Origin of the sequence: Pelotomaculum schinkii (assembly GCF_004369205.1) — a bacterium.
Lineage (GTDB): Bacteria > Bacillota > Desulfotomaculia > Desulfotomaculales > Pelotomaculaceae > Pelotomaculum_C > Pelotomaculum_C schinkii.
Genome location: NZ_QFGA01000002.1, coordinates 926,710 through 944,186, shown reverse-complemented (window position 1 = coordinate 944,186; position 17,477 = coordinate 926,710). Strand labels below are relative to the sequence as shown.

Genomic DNA, 17,477 nt, shown 5'->3' with positions numbered 1-17,477 from the left:
GGAACGGGGTGAAGGATATACTGCGTATGGGCTTGGACGTGGGATCAACTACGGTCAAGTTAGTCATTCTGGATGACAAAGGAACCATAATTTACAAAAACTACCGGCGGCATTATGCGGAAACAAAAAGGTTCACTGCTGAACTCATAATCAATGCATTTGAGCAGGTAGGCAGCAGGCCGCTTACGGTTATGGTAACCGGTTCAGCAGGGCTCGCGCTCTCCTCCTGGTTGGGAATCAAACATATCCAGGAAGTAATTGCCTGTAACAACACCGTGGATAAATTAATTCCCCAAACCGACGTAGCTATCGAACTGGGAGGAGAAGACGCCAAGATAACTTTTTTCCAGGGCGGACTGGACCAAAGGATGAACGGGATCTGCGCCGGCGGAACCGGGGCCTTTATAGATCAAATGGCTGCCCTGCTGGGGACAGACGCCCACGGCTTAAACGAACTGGCCAAACAGTATTCCACCATATATCCCGTGGCAGCTCGCTGTGGGGTTTTTGCTAAAACCGATATCCAGGTACTTTTAAATGAGGGCGCGCGGAAGGAAGATATCGCGGCTTCTGTGTTTCAAGCGGTTGTCAACCAGACTATCAGCGGCTTGGCCTGCGGAAAATCGATTCAGGGCAATGTCGCCTTTCTGGGTGGACCACTATCGTTCCTGTCTGAACTAAGGCAAAGGTTTAAAGCTACCCTGAAACTTAATGATAATCAGGCAATATTTCCTGAACAGGGTCAGTTCTTTGTCGCTATAGGCGCCGCTTTAGCATCCGGCTCCGAAAATGCAATTGATTTACCCGGCTTAATTAACCGGTTAAAAGATTTGGATATAACCGGCTTTCACGAGGTTTCCCGGCTGCAGCCGCTATTTAAGGATGCAGGTGATCTTAATAATTTCCGGAAGAGACATGACGCTCATCAAACAAATAAAAGAGCTTTGGAGTCTTTTGCCGGAGAATGCTATTTGGGCATTGACGCCGGTTCAACCACTACCAAGGCAGCTCTGATAGATGAAAACGGATGCCTCCTGTATTCTTCCTATCATAATAATACCGGCAGTTCCTTGAATTCGGCCGTAAATATATTGAAAGAGCTATACAGCCGTATGCCTGCCGCAGCAAAAATCGCCAATGTGGCTGTAACAGGGTATGGTGAAGGGCTCTTAAAAGCCGCCCTGCATGTTGATGTGGGGGAAGTGGAAACAGTGGCGCACTATACGGCCGCGCAGTTTTTTGATCCCGCAGTAGATTTAATATTGGATATCGGCGGCCAGGACATGAAGTGCCTCAAGATTAAGGATGGAAGCATTGAGAATATAATGCTGAATGAGGCCTGCTCTTCCGGGTGTGGTTCCTTTATTGAGAGTTTTGCTCATTCATTGAATATTCCGGTACAGGATTTTGCCGGGCTGGCCTTGACCGCGGCTGCTCCGGTAGATTTAGGTTCCCGGTGTACCGTCTTCATGAACTCTATGGTGAAACAGGCACAGAAGGAAGGCGCCACAATAGGAGATATCTCAGCCGGGCTTTCTTACTCGGTGATCAAAAATGCCTTGTTCAAGGTTATCAAGATGAGAAACCCGGGGGAACTGGGTGAAAGAATTGTGGTTCAGGGCGGGACCTTCCAAAACGATGCCGTGCTGAGAAGCTTGGAGATCATCACTGGAAAAGATGTGGTTAGACCGGATATCGCTCCCCTGATGGGGGCTTTCGGAGCAGCACTCATAGCCCGTAATCGCAGGCAAAAAGGGCGACATAGTTCCCTTCTGTCAAAAGACCAGTTAAACCAGTTTTCCATTGCGACCAAATTAAACCGCTGTGGCGGGTGCGGCAACAATTGTTTGCTCACCATCAATAAGTTTCAGGACGGCAGCAGATTTGTATCCGGCAACCGCTGTGAAAAAACCACAGGGAAAGACAATAACCATGATTCTCTCCCTAATCTGTATGAGTATAAATATAAACGCCTCCTCAGCTATGAACCTTTGCCGGAAAAAGAGGCCGGGAGGGGTACCATCGGCATCCCTATGGTCCTTAACATGTATGAAAATTATCCTTTTTGGTTTACCTTTTTCACCGGTTTGGGTTTCAGGGTGGCGCTTTCCCCTCGTTCATCAAGGGCTGTTTATGAACTGGGCAGTGAGACCATCCCTTCCGATACGGCCTGTTTCCCCGCCAAACTGGTGCACGGGCATATTGCTTCCCTGATCAAACAAGGAGTCAAGTATATTTTTTATCCCTCAATTATTCATGAGCGTCTGGAACAAAAAGAGGCTAACCACCATTTTAATTGTCCCATGGTCATTTCCTATCCCGACGTAATTAAAAACAACATGGATATGCTCCGGGAGCATGATGTGCAATTGATTAACCCATTCCTCCCCTACGACAATAAGAAGCAGCTTGCCGTGCGGCTGTATCAGGAGTTCAGCGCTTGGGGAATTCCCAAAAAGGAAATTGTTAGCGCCGTCGACAGCGCCTGGCGGGAAGACCGGCGCTTCAAAGAAGATATTAGACAAAAAGGAGAGGAAGTACTGGCTTATCTTGCGGAAACGGGGAAAAAAGGAATTGTGCTGGCCGGCCGGCCTTATCACCTGGACCCGGAAATTAACCACGGGCTGCCCGAGATTATTAATTCCCTTGGAATGGCCGTCCTTACGGAAGACTCGGTTGCCCACCTGGGAAAAGTCGAAAGGCCGATCAGGGTAGTTGACCAGTGGATGTATCATTCGCGGCTGTACGCGGCGGCCAGCTTCGTAACCACCCAAGCCCATCTGGAACTGGTGCAGCTTAATTCCTTTGGCTGTGGCCTGGACGCCATCACCAGCGACCAGGTACAGGAGATCCTTAGCTCCAAGGGCAAGATTTATACCATCCTGAAAATAGATGAGGGTACCAATCTCGGAGCTGCAAAAATCAGACTCCGCTCCCTTATGGCAGTAATGGGTGATAATGGAAAAAATGGGGTGGCAAAAGAGGAGCCTCCTTGCTCTCCGAAGAGAATTGTGTTTACTAAAGAAATGAAGAACAACCATACAATACTGTGCCCTCAGATGTCTCCTATGCATTTTGAATTTCTGCAAGAAGTATTTAAAACAGATGGCTATAATATCGAATTACTGCCCACAGTAGAAAAGCACGCGGTGGATGAAGGGGTCAAATATGTTAACAACGACGCGTGCTATCCCGCCATCATCGTAATTGGACAACTGCTGGAGGCCCTGCAGTCAGGCAAATATGACCTTAACCATACCTCGGTAGTTATCAGTCAGACCGGTGGCGGGTGTCGCGCAACCAACTACATTGGTCTCTTAAGAAAAGCCTTAAATGAGGCCGGGTTTGAAAACATACCGGTGTTATCGGCCAACCTTTATGGCACAGAAAAAAATCCCGGCTTTAAAATTACTGTCGGCCTCATCAAAAAAGCGATTAAAGCGGTTGTTTATGGTGATTTACTGATGCGGGTATTGCACCGGGTCAGGCCGTATGAAAGAGTTTCAGGTGCGGCCGACTTGCTCTATGAAAAATGGGTTAAGCGCTGTAAAGCGCAAATTATCACTGGCAACAAACAGGATTATAAAGACAACTTGCGTGGAATTGTTGAAGAGTTTGACCAGCTCGAAATAACACCGGCGCGAAAACCACGGGTGGGTGTGGTGGGGGAAATACTGGTCAAATATCATCCTGCCGCCAATAACAATATTGTGAGGATCTTAGAAAATGAAGGGGCAGAAGTGCTTTTGCCGGACTTGCTCGATTTCTTCCTTTATTGCGCTTATGATTTAATTTACAAATATCAGTATCTAACCGGGAAAACCAGCCATTTGTTCCTCGGGAAGTTCTTTATTCATTATCTGGAAAACAGTCGCAAGGTAATGAATTCGCTGTTGGCTAAAAGTCACAGGTTTAATACTCCGAGTTCCATCTACCATAAGGCCTCCCTGGCGAGCAAAATCATGTCGCTGGGACACCATTGCGGTGAGGGATGGTTTTTGACAGCGGAGATGATTGATCTGATTAAAAGCGGGGTTTCCAACATCGTGTGTGTGCAGCCTTTTGGCTGTCTTCCCAACCATGTTACCGGCAAAGGGATGATTAAGGAACTAAAGAGGAATTTCCCGCAAGCTAATATAACCGCCTTGGACTATGATCCCGGCGCCAGCGAAGTGAATCAATTAAATCGCCTTAAACTGATGCTGTCAGTTGCATTTAAAAATATGAAGGCCGCAGGCGAGTCTTACCCTGCCCTTAGCCTGCCCAGGACATCTGTATACCAATTACCTGGTGATAACTTGCTTATGCAAGATTAATAAGGTTACATAATCCATTGCGGGATTTTTCAATATAGGTGAAGCACTGAGGACTCCTTAACAGGAACCTTCTCCGGTTGGAAGCATATGCTAATCATATAATTTGCTGTTACGGAGGGGTCTATATGGCTGAGGCATTCACTGCAGAACAGGTTAGGGCTTTTGGTACCTTTTTTTCAACTATAGTTTTCCTTATCACCTTGCTGATCAGAATTAAAAGATTTCTTGGTCCAATAATTTAACTAAAATCATGCGGTTAGCGATCTTGCTGCTGCCCGCTCACTGCCTGATACGTTCTTCTAGTTTTTCCCATAAGTCAGGACGCCTCTTTTTCAGGTCGAAAGGCTTACCCTGATTGTCCACGAAGGCGTGCATTGTTCTTCCCTCGACCGCGACCGCATGGGTTTCCGGTTTGGTAATAACATATTCAAAATTCATGCGGGTACGCCCCAGATGGGTTAGTTTCGTAGTGAGTATGTACTTATCTTCGGGTTTGAGACTGCTCCGGTAGCGGCAGGTTGCTTCTACAGCGACGACCACGATACCTTGTTCGTGAAAGGTTTGTTGATAGGGCAGTCCAATTTGTCTAAGCAATGCCACCCGGCCGTCTGTAAACAAATCAAAATACCTGGCATGATACACAATTCCCGCGGCATCGCAATCTCCCCAGCGGACCTCCATTTCCTGCTCATTGGAGATGCTTTTTCCGGTCTCAACCATTTCATTCTTCATTTATTTTCCTGCCTCCTATATATTAAAAACACCAGTATTTGATAATTCAGGTACTATTTAAGTATATATGACAAGTCAAGAAGTGAAAAGATTACCAGACGGCATTGACACTTTAATTTACAGAAGGACCCTCTAACGAAGAGGGTTTCTTTCTTTTTCAGATGCTGTGTATCTATGAGGTCATAGCGCGTATGAAAGGTATCATTTGTATTACTATTAATATTTTTGTTATAATCGTTTCATAGCGTTGTTTGGGGGAAACTGTCGAATGGCAACAGTTCAAAGCATCTGATGACAGCCAGGCGAAAAGAGAGAATTGACGAGCTTGATGTTTTGAGGGGTATGGCCATCCTGTCGGTAATACTCCAGCATGCCCTTGGTGTTTTTATTCGCAGGCCGGAAATACAATTTGCCGATGCCGCCATGATCGGCATGCTCTTTAATATCACCAAGTTTGCCGTGCCGGCTTTTGTATTCGTGACAGGCGCAGCTCTCGTCTATAACTATTATGATAACCTGGATTATCCAAAATTCTTATGGAAAAGAGTTAAGGATATCCTGCTTCCATACTTAATCTGGTCGATCGCCTACGAAATCTATTCTAATGGTCTTCCAGCAACTAATTATTTATGGTTGAGGGGTTTAGCCAAAGATCTTTTATATGGGAACGCCTTTTACCACCTCTGGTTTGTGGTGATGATATTTCAGTTTTACCTCGTTTATCCTGTCTTTAGATCGTTGTTTAGAAAAGCCCCGGCTATACTTGACAGTAAGCTCCGCTTTGCTGCAGCGGTGGGCCTTCTCGCAGCCATCTATACGTTCATAATGTGGTTTTCCAGCAGCTATATTCCGTCAGCTGATTTACATGCAGGCTCAAAAGCGGTGCAAGTCATTTTTATCGAACTGCGCGACCGGAATTTTATCTACTTTTTCTTTTATTTTATGCTTGGCGGGATAGCCGGTTTGATATTGCCACGCTGGCGCGAATTCGTAGCAAGGTCCTGTATCTGGAACACCTATGTACTGGCGGCGCTTTTCATATGGATAGGTTTCGAGTTGATGCAGGGAGTATCCGGCGGGCTGGTTAACTTAAACTATTCTACATCATTAAAGCCGTCGATGTTCTTTTATACAGTGTCTGAAATCATATTTCTCTACGGAGTTTCAATGGTCATTGCAAATAGCGGTTCGGTTATATTCAAGTTTTTTAACCTGGCCGGGAAATACTCCTATGGGATTTATCTTGTTCATGCGTTCCTGTTGATATATGCTGTGGGAATGGTAGACAGGTTCTCACTAACCTCTCACCACCTTTTGGCCGGCGTTTACTCCTTCATTCTGTGCGCGCTGGGCACAATTGCAGTTGTTATGCTGATAAGCAAGATCCCCGGGGGTAAGTTCTTGATAGGTCCCATACCGGGCAAATAAAGAAAAGTGACTTTTGAATCTTAAACTCAAATAAAAAGGAAGATGCAAACATTGATTAATGCTAAAGAAGTTCATTTTGCCGTTGTCCGCGGCGTATCCGGTAATTATGACCAGTGTATCAAGCCAAAGGGCAATAATGGCAGGATCGATATTCAACTAACCAGGGAACAGCACCGGCGGTACTGTCAAACCTTGCAGCAATTGGGGTTGACATTGCTGCAAGTGGATGCCGACGATAGATTGCCTGACTGTTGCTTTGTTGAAGATACAACCATCGTAGCGGGCGAAACTGCGATTATCACCCGTATGCAAGCCCCATCAAGGGTTTTGGAAACGGCTGCAGTCAAGAAGCTGCTTGCAAGTTATAAAACTACAAGAGAAATTACATCTCCCGGTTTTATCGACGGGGGGGATGTACTGAGAATTAACAACAAACTATACATCGGACTGTCCGAACGCACCAACCAGCATGCGGTTGCACAGGTTAAAGCCCTGGTTGCGGACAATGGCTACGAGGTCATACCGGTTGAAATCAAGGGAACCCTGCATCTTAAAACAGTCTGCACTTACCTTGGGGATGGCTGTGTTATAATGGCCCCCGGCCACTTTGACCATAATATCTTTTCCGGATACAGAAAAGTTATTGTCTCCGGGGAAGAAGCCTATAGCGCCAATTGTCTGGCAGTCAACGGCAAGGTTGTGGTCCCCGGCGGTTACCCCCGTACCAGGGAGTGTATTGAAAAAGAAGGGTTTGCCACGGTCGAGGTGGACATTTCAGAATTCAGGAAAGGAAACGGGGGCCTGACGTGCCTGTCAATCATATTTTAACCAATAGGGCTTGGGAGAGAGAACCTCTGAATGGGAGGTTCTTTTTTGGCCGGCTTCCAGCCTGCCAACTCTAATTGCCATGAATTAAACATGAACCGCCTCACTTCATCAATCGTCTAATTGGTGAGGAAAGGTGGCATACCTCTTTCCCATTAATAAGGAGGTCTTTGAATTGTTCAAAAAACTGACTCCCATCATACTTTGCTTATTAGTTGTTGTTGCCGCCGGATGTACTGCGAAAAAACAGACTGAACCCAAACCACCGGCAGAACCGAAAGCTAATACGGTAATGAATGACTTCCAAATACTCACGCAAGAGGATGCCGGCGTGGAAGAAGTCGCCAATTTCATAAACAACAACATTGCAAGCGTCTCAAAAGAAGATGCTTCAAAGCTGGTAGATGAGTTCGAAAAAATACAGCAGAAAAAACTTCCGCAGTTTGAAAGCATGTTTGCTGAAGACGCCATACAAAGCAAAATAAATACTGAGTATAAATCTATTACTGCGCAAGCGGATGTTAAAGACAATGAGCTGAAAGAACTATTAGCCAGCACAAAAAACAGCGGCTACAAGGTGGAAACTGCCGAAGGTATGTTCTTCCCAATTATTGATTACAGTTTCTATAAAAAGTTTAGCGCCTTTGTAACTCCCGATATGAAAGACTATATTGATATCATGGCTGAAGAATCTGATCAAGTTCCGGCTAAAGACGCAGCTCTTGTTATTGGTTGGGATGAGGTCCTCAGGAGGGCGTTAAACCAGGAGGAGTTCATTAACGCATACAAGGATTCCATGAAAGTTGATGAAGTCAGGGAACTATATAAAAAATACCTTACTTTCACCCTGTATGGCTTAAACAATACTCCGCTTTTCAGCTATGAATCAAAGGCTTTGGATCCCAAGGCCAGGGAGGTTTATGAAAATGCGGCCGCCAATGCGGGCAACAGCGAGTTTCTCAAGACTTTAGGTGGATATTTGGATTTGCTAAAAGATAACAACTATAAGCTAACCAATGAAGTAGAGAAATACCGTGATAACGTTATCAAAGAATTACAATAATTCCAACATTGCTTACCATGTGAAAGGAGCTTTTATCGCCCTTGGGCGTGTGTTCTCAATAGTCACGAGCCTAATGTCGCAAGCCATAGCACTTGGCTTGTTTGTGGCTCCCATCGGGAAATTGTGGCTATAGCGTCATGGGTTTTTTCTGGAGTTTTGATAGTTCTTATCGCTGTGTTTGGGTATTTAATGACACGACAGGGATCATATAGCTTTTAACCATATAATCCGAGGAATTTGTTTATTAAAGGGACGGTGTTCGGCTTGCTTTTGCCGAATGCCGTCCCTTTCTTTGTTTTTCATTAGTTGAAGATAAATAATTATTCTCCAAAAGGGAAATATTTAAACTGTTTCCGGTTTCATCTCCAATGGCAATGATCCTGGATTCCCTTGCAATTTTTGATTCTCTTCGGGGGGACCTTCTGATTTTAAATACTGAACAACTCCAACAAAAAGCTCATGAAATTGCTTTGACCCATGATCCATACCTGAGACGCAGGCCATCCAATCGCCTCTGGCGTGATTTTTATGCAGATGTAAAAGAATTGCGCGCCTTGATACGCTCTTTGCAGGACGGCTCCGCAAGCTGCTCCCAGCCCGCTGAAGAATGGCTGCTTGACCATGCTGAGTTTATCGAAGAACAGGTATTGGTCATCCGGCGCCAGCTCTCCGGTAAATTTTTACGGGATTTGCCGCACCTGCGCAAATCCGGCAAGGCTAGGATGCTGTCTATCTGTGCCGATTATCTTGAACATGTGGACGGGCTGCTGGACGAGGACGCACTGGTTTCATATACCAATTCGTACCAGGAAGTATCTATTTTAACCATTGCCGAGGTATGGGCGATCCCGCTAATCTTACGCATTGCCTTAATCCGGCGCCTGGCCGAAGTCATGGAGCTGGTTCGCGAAAGACGAGAGGTGTGCGTGTTAGTCGAACGGTTATTGTCGCGCATAGAGCCGTCGAAGTTGAGTCCGGATCTGCTTAATGAAGCGCTTGAAGCAGCGGGGCAAGAGATGCCGCTCTCCGGCCCGCTGGTCGTCAATCTGATCAGGAGCCTGCGCGAGTGGGCGGAGGATTCGGCCACCGTGCGGGAATGGCTGATGTGCAAACTGGAAAATGGCCCCGAGAGCCTTGATCAAATCGTCTCTTACGAGTTTCAGCTACAGGCTGCCTATCAAGTTACAACAGGCAACCTGATCGGCAGCCTGCGAAAAATATCGCGCCTTAACTGGCAAGACCGGTTCGAGCAGATTTGCATGGTTGAGAGGACGCTTTGCGAAGAAAGCGCAGGTGTCTACCTCCTGCTTGATTTTTCAAGCCGTGACGTATTGCGAAGGAAGGTTGAAAAATTGGCCCGCCGCTTGCGTGTGCCGGAAAACCTGGTCGCGCAGCACGCTGTCGAGCTTGCGGCCAAGGGGTGCGGGCCGGTCTCTGCGGATCGAGCGCAGGCGGGTGGGGCTGGCGGCTGTCCGGCGCATTTAGAAGAATTGCCCCGCCATGCCTTTGTCTCATACTACCTGCTCGAACCTGACGGGATCAAAGAACTGCAGCGTTCGCTGAAAGTGTGCGGCAGCGCCACCCGTTATTTGCCGGAAATAGGAGTTTTGCGTCGCGCCACCGGCACGTATTTTACCATCCTTGCTGGATTGTTCTCGATAGCCCTGTTCGGTTTTGCAGTGTGGATAGGAGAGGGCGCGAGCTTTTCGACAGCTCAGTGGGGGTTGATAGTGATTGCGCTGTCGTTGCCTGCGAGTGAGTGGGCAATAACCGCGGTCCACTGGCTTATCGGGTGCGTCAGGCAGCCACAGCCGCTGTTGAGATACGATTTCTCGCGCGGGGTTCCATCTGAGGCTGCCACTATGGTCGTCATACCTGTCATCTGGTCCTCAGTCAGAGAAGTGCAGGAAATGGTGGCCCGGCTGGAACTGCATTACCTGGCCAACCGCGACGCAAATATTCACTTCGCCCTCCTGGGGGATCTGGTTGACGCGGCATCGGAGAAACTGCCGGAGGATGCCGCCGTCCTTGACGCCGCCCGGGCCGGCATAGAGGAGTTAAACTGCAGGTACGCCCTCCCTGGCGGGAGTACCTTTCACCTCTTTCAGCGCCGCAGGTTATGGAACCCGTCCGAGGGAGTATGGATGGGTTGGGAGCGCAAGCGCGGTAAATTGGTGGAATTTGTAGATCTGCTTAAAGGACGGGCCGGTACGACTTATGACCTGATAGCAGGGGACAGCTCCGTCCTGCCGGGCATTCGCTACATCATCACCCTTGACGCGGATACGCAACTGCCGCTGGGCAGCGCGCAGCGGATGATTGGTACCATGCATTTGCCCTACAACCGGCCACGGTTAAACCGCACGCAGACCCGGGTGGTGGAGGGCTACGGCGTGCTGCAGCCGCACATCGGCATTAGCCACGGGGCTTCTTTACGCTCGCGATTTGCAAGCCTTTGGTCGGCCGATCCGGGCATCGACCCGTATGCCTTTGCCGTCTCCGATCCATACCAGGACGGGTTGGGGCAGGGTATTTTTACAGGTAAGGGAATCTTCGATGTTGAGGCCTTTGCGAAGGTTCTGTGTGAACGTATCCCGGAAAACCGTGTGCTCAGCCACGATTTGCTGGAAGGTGGATTTTTACGCGCGGGCCTCTTGTCGGATATCGAATTAATCGATGAGCACCCGGCAACGTTCAGCGCTTATCAAAAGAGGATGCACCGCTGGGTGCGCGGTGACTGGCAATTGCTTCCATGGCTGTGGCGCCGTGTTCGCGACCGGAAGGGCATGCTTAGGGCGGTTGACTTATCTCCTTTCACCCGCTGGCAGATGATTGACAACCTGCGGCGCAGCTTGCTTCCGCCGGTCCTGTTGGCGCTGCTGCTGTTTGGTGTAAGCGTGTTGCCGGGTTCTCCCGGGCGCTGGCTTGCTGTTGTGTTGGCTACCTTGTTTTTGCCGCTATTCCGCCAATTGGTGGCGATTAGAAAGACGTTCTGGCGTCCCAAGAGCCTTTTGGCGACAGCCGGTCAAGTTTTAGTAACCATTATTACTCTGCCGTTTCAAAGCGTTCTGTTGCTGGACGCCATCGGCAGGACCCTGTACCGCTTGTTTGTAACAAAACGCCATTTGCTCGAATGGGTCAGCGCCGCGGAAGTTGAACGGCGCAGCCGTGTTGGGCGCTATCCGGCGCTGCTGGGCATGTCTGGAGGTTACGCGCTGATAATCCTCCAGGCGCTGGCAGCGGCCACCGCTGCCGTTCCGGCGCTGCGGTGGGCGCTTTGGACGCTTTGCGCCGGCTGGGCAGCGGCGCCGCTTTTAGTACGCTGGATGGACCGGCCGGCGCAGCGGCCGGAGCGCCCGCCGGCGGCGGCTGAGGAGGCGGAACTGCGCAAATTGGCGGAACAGATTTGGGCTTTCTTCGAGGACTACGTTACTGAAACAGATCACTGGCTGCCGCCTGATAACGTGCAATTTGAGCCGCCTAACGGGATCGCCCACCGCACTTCGCCCACCAACATCGGGCTTTATCTTGCCTGCGCGCTGGCTGCCCGGGATTTCGGCTTTATTGATACACCCGGCCTGGTGGAGCGCTTGGAGCGGACAATCAGTACGGTAGAGCGAATGGAGCAGTGGAAGGGCCATCTTTACAACTGGTACGACACGGCAACTCTCGAACCGCTGCCTCCAAAGTATGTGTCAACGGTGGATTCCGGCAACTTTGTCGGCTGTTTGATGACAGTCAAAGAGGGGCTGGCGGAATGGCTCCGGTCGGACCCTGCCGGGTCCGGTCAGCGGGGTTCCGAACGGGCGAGCATCAAGCATTTGGAAGCATTGGATGTCGCCTTCGCCGTGGAACTGGCGCCTGATCTGAAGGATTCGTCAGAATGTGCCGGAAAGGATTGGCACAGGCGCGGACAAAGGCTGATCGACCGGATCGAGGCGCTGGTTAGCGGGACAGATTTCCGCCCGCTCTACAATCATCAAGCCAAATTGTTCTCTCTGGGCTACCATACCGGGCTGCGTGAAACTGACCAGATCCTGTATGACCTCGCGGCGTCAGAAGCGAGACTCTCAAGCTTTATTGCTATCGCCCTCGGTCAAGTGTCCGTATCTCACTGGCATGCGCTTGGGCGGACCATGACCAGGGTAGGGCGGCGAGTCACGCTGCTCTCGTGGTCCGGCACCATGTTTGAATATTTAATGCCCTGGCTATTCTTGCGTACCTACCGGAACACCGTCTGGGACAGCACCTACCGTGCCGTTGTCCGGCGGCAAATCGCATACGCGCACCAAAGAGGGGTCCCGTTTGGAATCTCCGAATCCGGCTACTACGCTTTTGATTACCGGATGAACTACCAGTACAGGGCGTTTGGCGTCCCCGGCCTCGGCTTCAAGCGCGGACTCGAACAGGATTTGGTTGTGGCGCCGTACGCGACCATCCTGGCCTTACCATTTAATATGCGTCAAGGGCTGGAGGATCTGCGCAAACTGGAGGAGCTAGGCGCCCGTGGCGCATACGGCTACTTTGAAGCCATAGATTTCACCTCCGAGCGGCTGCCCAGGGAGCAGGGTAGCGTAGTCATCCGGAGTTTCATGGCCCATCACCAGGGCATGAGCCTGCTGGCCCTCGCCAACCTGCTGACGCCGCAAAAAATATACGAACGCTTTCACCGTGACAGGCGCGTGCAGGCGGCGGAACTGCTGCTGCAGGAACGTATTCCGCCACGGCCAACAATCATGAAACATCCCGCCATGAGCTGCGCGCATGCTCCTGAGCCGGGGCCGGCGGTGACAGGTGGTGTCCGCGAATTCCTCAGCGTGGACACGCCTGCGCCGGAGGTTTGTATCCTGTCCAACGGGACCTTGACGACCATTTTGACCAACAGCGGCAGCGGGCTTATCCGGTACGAAGGCCTGGCTGTCTCGCGCTGGCAGGAAGATCCGGTGCGGGACAACTGGGGGAGCTACTTGTATATCCGTGACGTTACGCTTGACAAGGTATGGTCGCCGTCGTTTCAGCCGTGCCGGGTGCGTTCTGCACAACAGCGGGCGCAATTCTCTCTTGACCGGGCCACCTTCATGCGTGTGGACGGGGATGTGCAGACGAGCCTTGAAATCTGCGTGTCCCCGGAATGGAATGCGGAAGTACGCAGGCTGACACTAACCAACACCGGGCTTGAAGCGCGGATTATCGAAGTTACCACGTTTCAGGAACTGGCCCTGGCGCCTCCCGGCGCCGACGACGCGCACCCGGCCTTCAGCAAATTGTTCATCAAAACGGCCTATGTGGAGGAGCCCCAGTGTCTCTTAGCCCGGCGCAGGCCACGCCGGGAAGACGAGAAGCCGTTATGGGCGGCGCATTCGCTAATGGTTACAGGCCGGAGTATTGGTCCGGTGGAATACGAGACCAACCGGGCGTGCTTTATCGGCCGGGGCCATACGCTGGCACAGCCGCAGGGAATCCGTTCCCGCCTGCATGGCACGGTGGGCTCTGTGGCTGATCCCGCTTTTGTGATGCGGCGGCGGTTAAGCATCGAACCTGGCGCACAAGCGCAGCTGTTCGCTGTCACAGCCCTGGCAGGCACAAGGGAAGAAGCGCTCGACATTGTCAGCCGTTTTTCTGGAGAGCTGGTGGTTGAACGGACCTTTCAACTGGCCTGGAATCGCAGTCAAATCGAGCTCAGGCACCTGCGCCTGACAGCCGCCGAAGCTACGGTTTTCCAAACGCTGGCGGGCCGGATATTATATACCCCGCCGCTGAGTCAGGAGCGAAAGCTAGGTATCACCGTCAACGTAAAAGGGCAGTCCGGCCTCTGGGCGCATGGAATTTCCGGAGATATTCCGGTGCTCCTGGTAAGGATTAAGGACCGGGCCAATATGCAGTTTTTAGTCAAACTCTTGACCGGTCACGAGTATTTACGCCGCCTTGGGTTGTTTTTCGACCTGGTCATTTTAAACGAATCGGCGGGTGGTTACCAACAGGATTTGCAGGAAACCCTGCGGCGGGCGGTGGAGCATGGCGTTGACCGTCATTGCGCCGGAGCCGGCGGTGTCTTTATCATCAATGCCGGCCAGCTTCCGGAGGAGGACAGAACGCTTCTCATGGCAACAGCCCGTGTTGTTTTGCGGGCAGACGGCCCCAGCCTCAGGGCGCAGTCCAGACTGCCCCGGCGGGCTGACGTCTTACCGTCCCCCTTCACTCCGGCAGCGCCGTTAAACAGGTTTGCCGCGCCTATCCCGGAAGAGGAGCGCCGGCTGCTGTTCTTTAACGGTTGGGGTGGATTTACGGCGGACGGCCGGGAGTATCAGATCTTGCTCAAAAACGGCAATTACCTGCCTGCGCCATGGAGCAACGTCATCGCCAATCCGCGTTTTGGCTGTCTGGTTTCAGAACTCGGTATGGGTTACACCTGGTGGCGAAACAGCCGTGAGTTTAAGCTGACTCCCTGGTCAAACGATCCTGTACTAGACCCGCCGGGTGAGGCGTGTTATCTGAGGGACGAAGAGAGCGGTGAACTATGGTCCGCCACGCCGTCTACCGCAGCCAAAGACCAGCCTTACACCGTTACCCACGGCCGCGGCTTCACCTGCTTTGGTCACGAGAGACACGGTGTATGGGAGGAAATGACCGTTTTTGTGCCCCTTGACGACCCGGTCAAGGTGGTCAAATTGCAATTGCAAAACAGAAGCGCCGGGCGAAGGAGCCTTTCCATCACTTATTATGCGGAGTGGGTGTTGGGTGTGCGTCGCCAGGGAGGCGCATCTTTCATCATCACCGAGTGGGATGAAGAGGCCCAAACCATGCTGGCGCGCAACGCATATCAGGAAACATTTCGAGGAGCGCATGCCTTTTTAGGCGCTTATCCGCAAGAGGATCAGAATTCCACCGGGGTATACGATCTGTCCTGGACGGCAGACCGAAACGAATTTCTCGGCCGCAACGGAACCCTGGAAAGTCCCGCGGCTTTGAGCCGGGAGCGCCTGTCAGGCCAAACCGGAGCTCTTTATGACGCCTGCGGCGCGGTGCAGTCCAAGCTCATCCTGGAGCCCGGCGGCGAACGGACATTATACATCCTGCTCGGTTGCGAACATTCCCGGGAGGCAGCCGTGCAGCTGGCGCAAAAATACCGCCAACCTCGTGTTTGCGACCAGGCCTTTGAACACGTGCGGGCATTCTGGGAGGATGTTTTGGACCAGGTTAAGGTTGTCACACCCAGCCCGGAGCTGGATGTACTGTTAAACGGCTGGCTTTTATACCAGACCCTGGTCTGCAGAATGTGGGCGCGAGCGGCTTTTTACCAGGCGGGAGGCGCGTACGGCTTTCGCGATCAATTGCAGGATGCTCTGGCGCTCCTGCACACCCGCCCCGACCTGGTGAGAAAGCAAATTTTACTGCACTGCGCCCATCAATATCAGGAAGGAGACGTGCAGCACTGGTGGCATGAAGAGACGCAGCGCGGCATCCGCACGCGTTTCTCCGATGATTTGCTGTGGCTGCCGTATACCGTTGGACGTTATGTTGAGCATACGGGGGACGGCAGTATACTGGACGAGGAGGCGCAGTATCTATATAGTGAACCATTGCCGGAGGGTGAAGCCGAACGCTATGAGCCGACGCAAGGCTCTACCCAGAGCGGCTCTGTTTTTGAGCACTGCCTGCGCGCAATGGACAGGGCGCTGCAACGCTTCGGTGAACACGGGCTGCCGCTGATCGGAACCGGCGATTGGAACGACGGTTTGAGCCGTGTAGGCGCTAAGGGTCGCGGCGAAAGTGTGTGGCTCGGCTGGTTCCTCTATGACGTGCTGAACCGGTTTGCAGGTTTGTGCCGGCAGCGCGGCGATTTGGAGCGGGCGGAACGTTACCGGGGTGTATGCGCCCAGCTGGTCTCCTCACTGGAAAAACACGCCTGGGACGGGCAATGGTACCGGCGCGCCTTCACCGACGAAGGCCTTTGGCTGGGTTCTATTTACAATGAGGAATGCCGCATCGACGCCATTGCCCAGTCCTGGTCGGTCATCTCCGGAGCGGCGCCGCAAGAGAAGGCGCTGCAGGCGATGCGATCCTTCGACCGCGAACTGGTGGACCGGGAACTATCCGTCGCGCGCCTCTTGACGCCGCCTTTTGATCATACGGAGCCGGCTCCGGGCTATATTCAGGGTTATCCGCCCGGCATCCGGGAGAACGGCGCCCAGTATACACACGGCGCCATCTGGAGCATTATCGCCTGGTGCCGGCTTGGCAGGGGAGAAGAGGCTTTTGAATTGTTTGAGCTGTTAAACCCGCTCAATCATACGCGCACGATTCATGAAGCGCGGCAGTACGGCGGCGAACCCTACGTCATAGCGGCAGATGTTTACACAGTGGAGCCGCACCGGGGACGCGCCGGCTGGACGTGGTATACCGGCGCGGCAGGGTGGATGTATCAGGCGGGAGTGGAGTGGATCCTCGGCCTGCGCCGCCGCGGCCAACGGCTGTACATTTGCCCCTGTATTCCCGGCGCATGGAGGGAGTTTTCCGTAAGCTACCGTTATGGCAGCGCACGTTACCAGATTACTGTCAAAAACCCGTCGCGCCGGTCCGGCGGAGCGTCCGCACTGCAAATTGACGGGCGGGAAGCTGCGTTTCAGGAACAAGAGTTGAAGGAGGGCTGTTACGTTGAATTGCGAGACGACGGGCAGGTCCATCAGGTCGTGCTGGTGTTGTAATCAACTCCCTTCGTTATATTTTCGCTCGCGAGCATGCCCATAGCGCAATACACACAGATACGAGTCCCGGGGCTTTGAGGTCGCGGTGTGGTTTCTGTGAACCGTTATTGCGTTTTATTTCGTTTTGTAATGGTGGGTGGCTTCTAATCATTTTACTTCTTGACACTGGATCGCCTCGTAACTATACTATAATATATATAACATGATATTCAAATCAAAAGGGTGCTTTGTTTTGCCTCGTTTTGTTTATTTGAGTCTCGAATGCATAACGAAAACAAAGAGAAAAAATGTAGAAAAAATAAGGGGTAGTACTCAAACGAATTGAGTTCGTTTAGCTGCGCTCTCTTAGTGCAGCTTTTTATATTTGTATTTGGAGCCGCTCAACATATCAGAGAAACTTATCGACAG

At 51.5% G+C, this 17,477-nt stretch carries 6 protein-coding genes; 5 read left to right on the top strand and 1 reads right to left on the bottom strand.

Annotation, left to right across the window (positions count from 1 at the left end; translation table 11 throughout):
* The first annotated feature begins 8 nt into the window (after positions 1–8).
* Entirely contained in the window at positions 9–4,316 is a 4,308-nt protein-coding gene (locus Psch_RS15320; RefSeq protein WP_190258688.1) for a 2-hydroxyacyl-CoA dehydratase, read from the top strand.
* 279 nt (positions 4,317–4,595) lie between these two features.
* On the opposite strand, the gene Psch_RS15315 is transcribed toward Psch_RS15320, so the two are convergent.
* Positions 4,596–5,048, bottom strand: a complete 453-nt coding sequence (locus tag Psch_RS15315) for an acyl-CoA thioesterase (protein ID WP_190258687.1) — start codon at positions 5,046–5,048, stop codon at positions 4,596–4,598.
* A 291-nt stretch (positions 5,049–5,339) separates the two neighbouring features.
* Here Psch_RS15315 and Psch_RS15310 point away from each other — a divergent pair, with 291 nt between their 5' ends.
* The 4 genes from Psch_RS15310 to Psch_RS15295 all read left to right on the top strand — a co-directional run bounded on the left by Psch_RS15310 (position 5,340) and on the right by Psch_RS15295 (position 17,069).
* The gene (locus Psch_RS15310; protein ID WP_190258686.1) at positions 5,340–6,476 is read left to right on the top strand and encodes an acyltransferase; all 1,137 of its coding nucleotides are present in this window, start codon (positions 5,340–5,342) and stop codon (positions 6,474–6,476) included.
* Positions 6,477–6,527: 51 nt separating this feature from the next.
* Positions 6,528–7,304 (top strand): dimethylarginine dimethylaminohydrolase family protein, encoded by a 777-nt coding sequence (locus tag Psch_RS15305; RefSeq protein WP_190258685.1) that lies wholly within the window; start codon positions 6,528–6,530, stop codon positions 7,302–7,304.
* A gap of 172 nt (positions 7,305–7,476) precedes the next feature.
* On the top strand, positions 7,477–8,364 hold the full coding sequence (locus Psch_RS15300) for a hypothetical protein (RefSeq protein ID WP_190258684.1): 888 nt from the start codon (positions 7,477–7,479) through the stop codon (positions 8,362–8,364).
* Positions 8,365–8,732: 368 nt separating this feature from the next.
* A complete protein-coding gene (locus Psch_RS15295; protein ID WP_243124146.1) occupies positions 8,733–17,069 on the top strand; it encodes a glycoside hydrolase family 94 protein in 8,337 nt (2,778 codons plus the stop codon).
* Positions 17,070–17,477 lie beyond the last annotated feature (408 nt).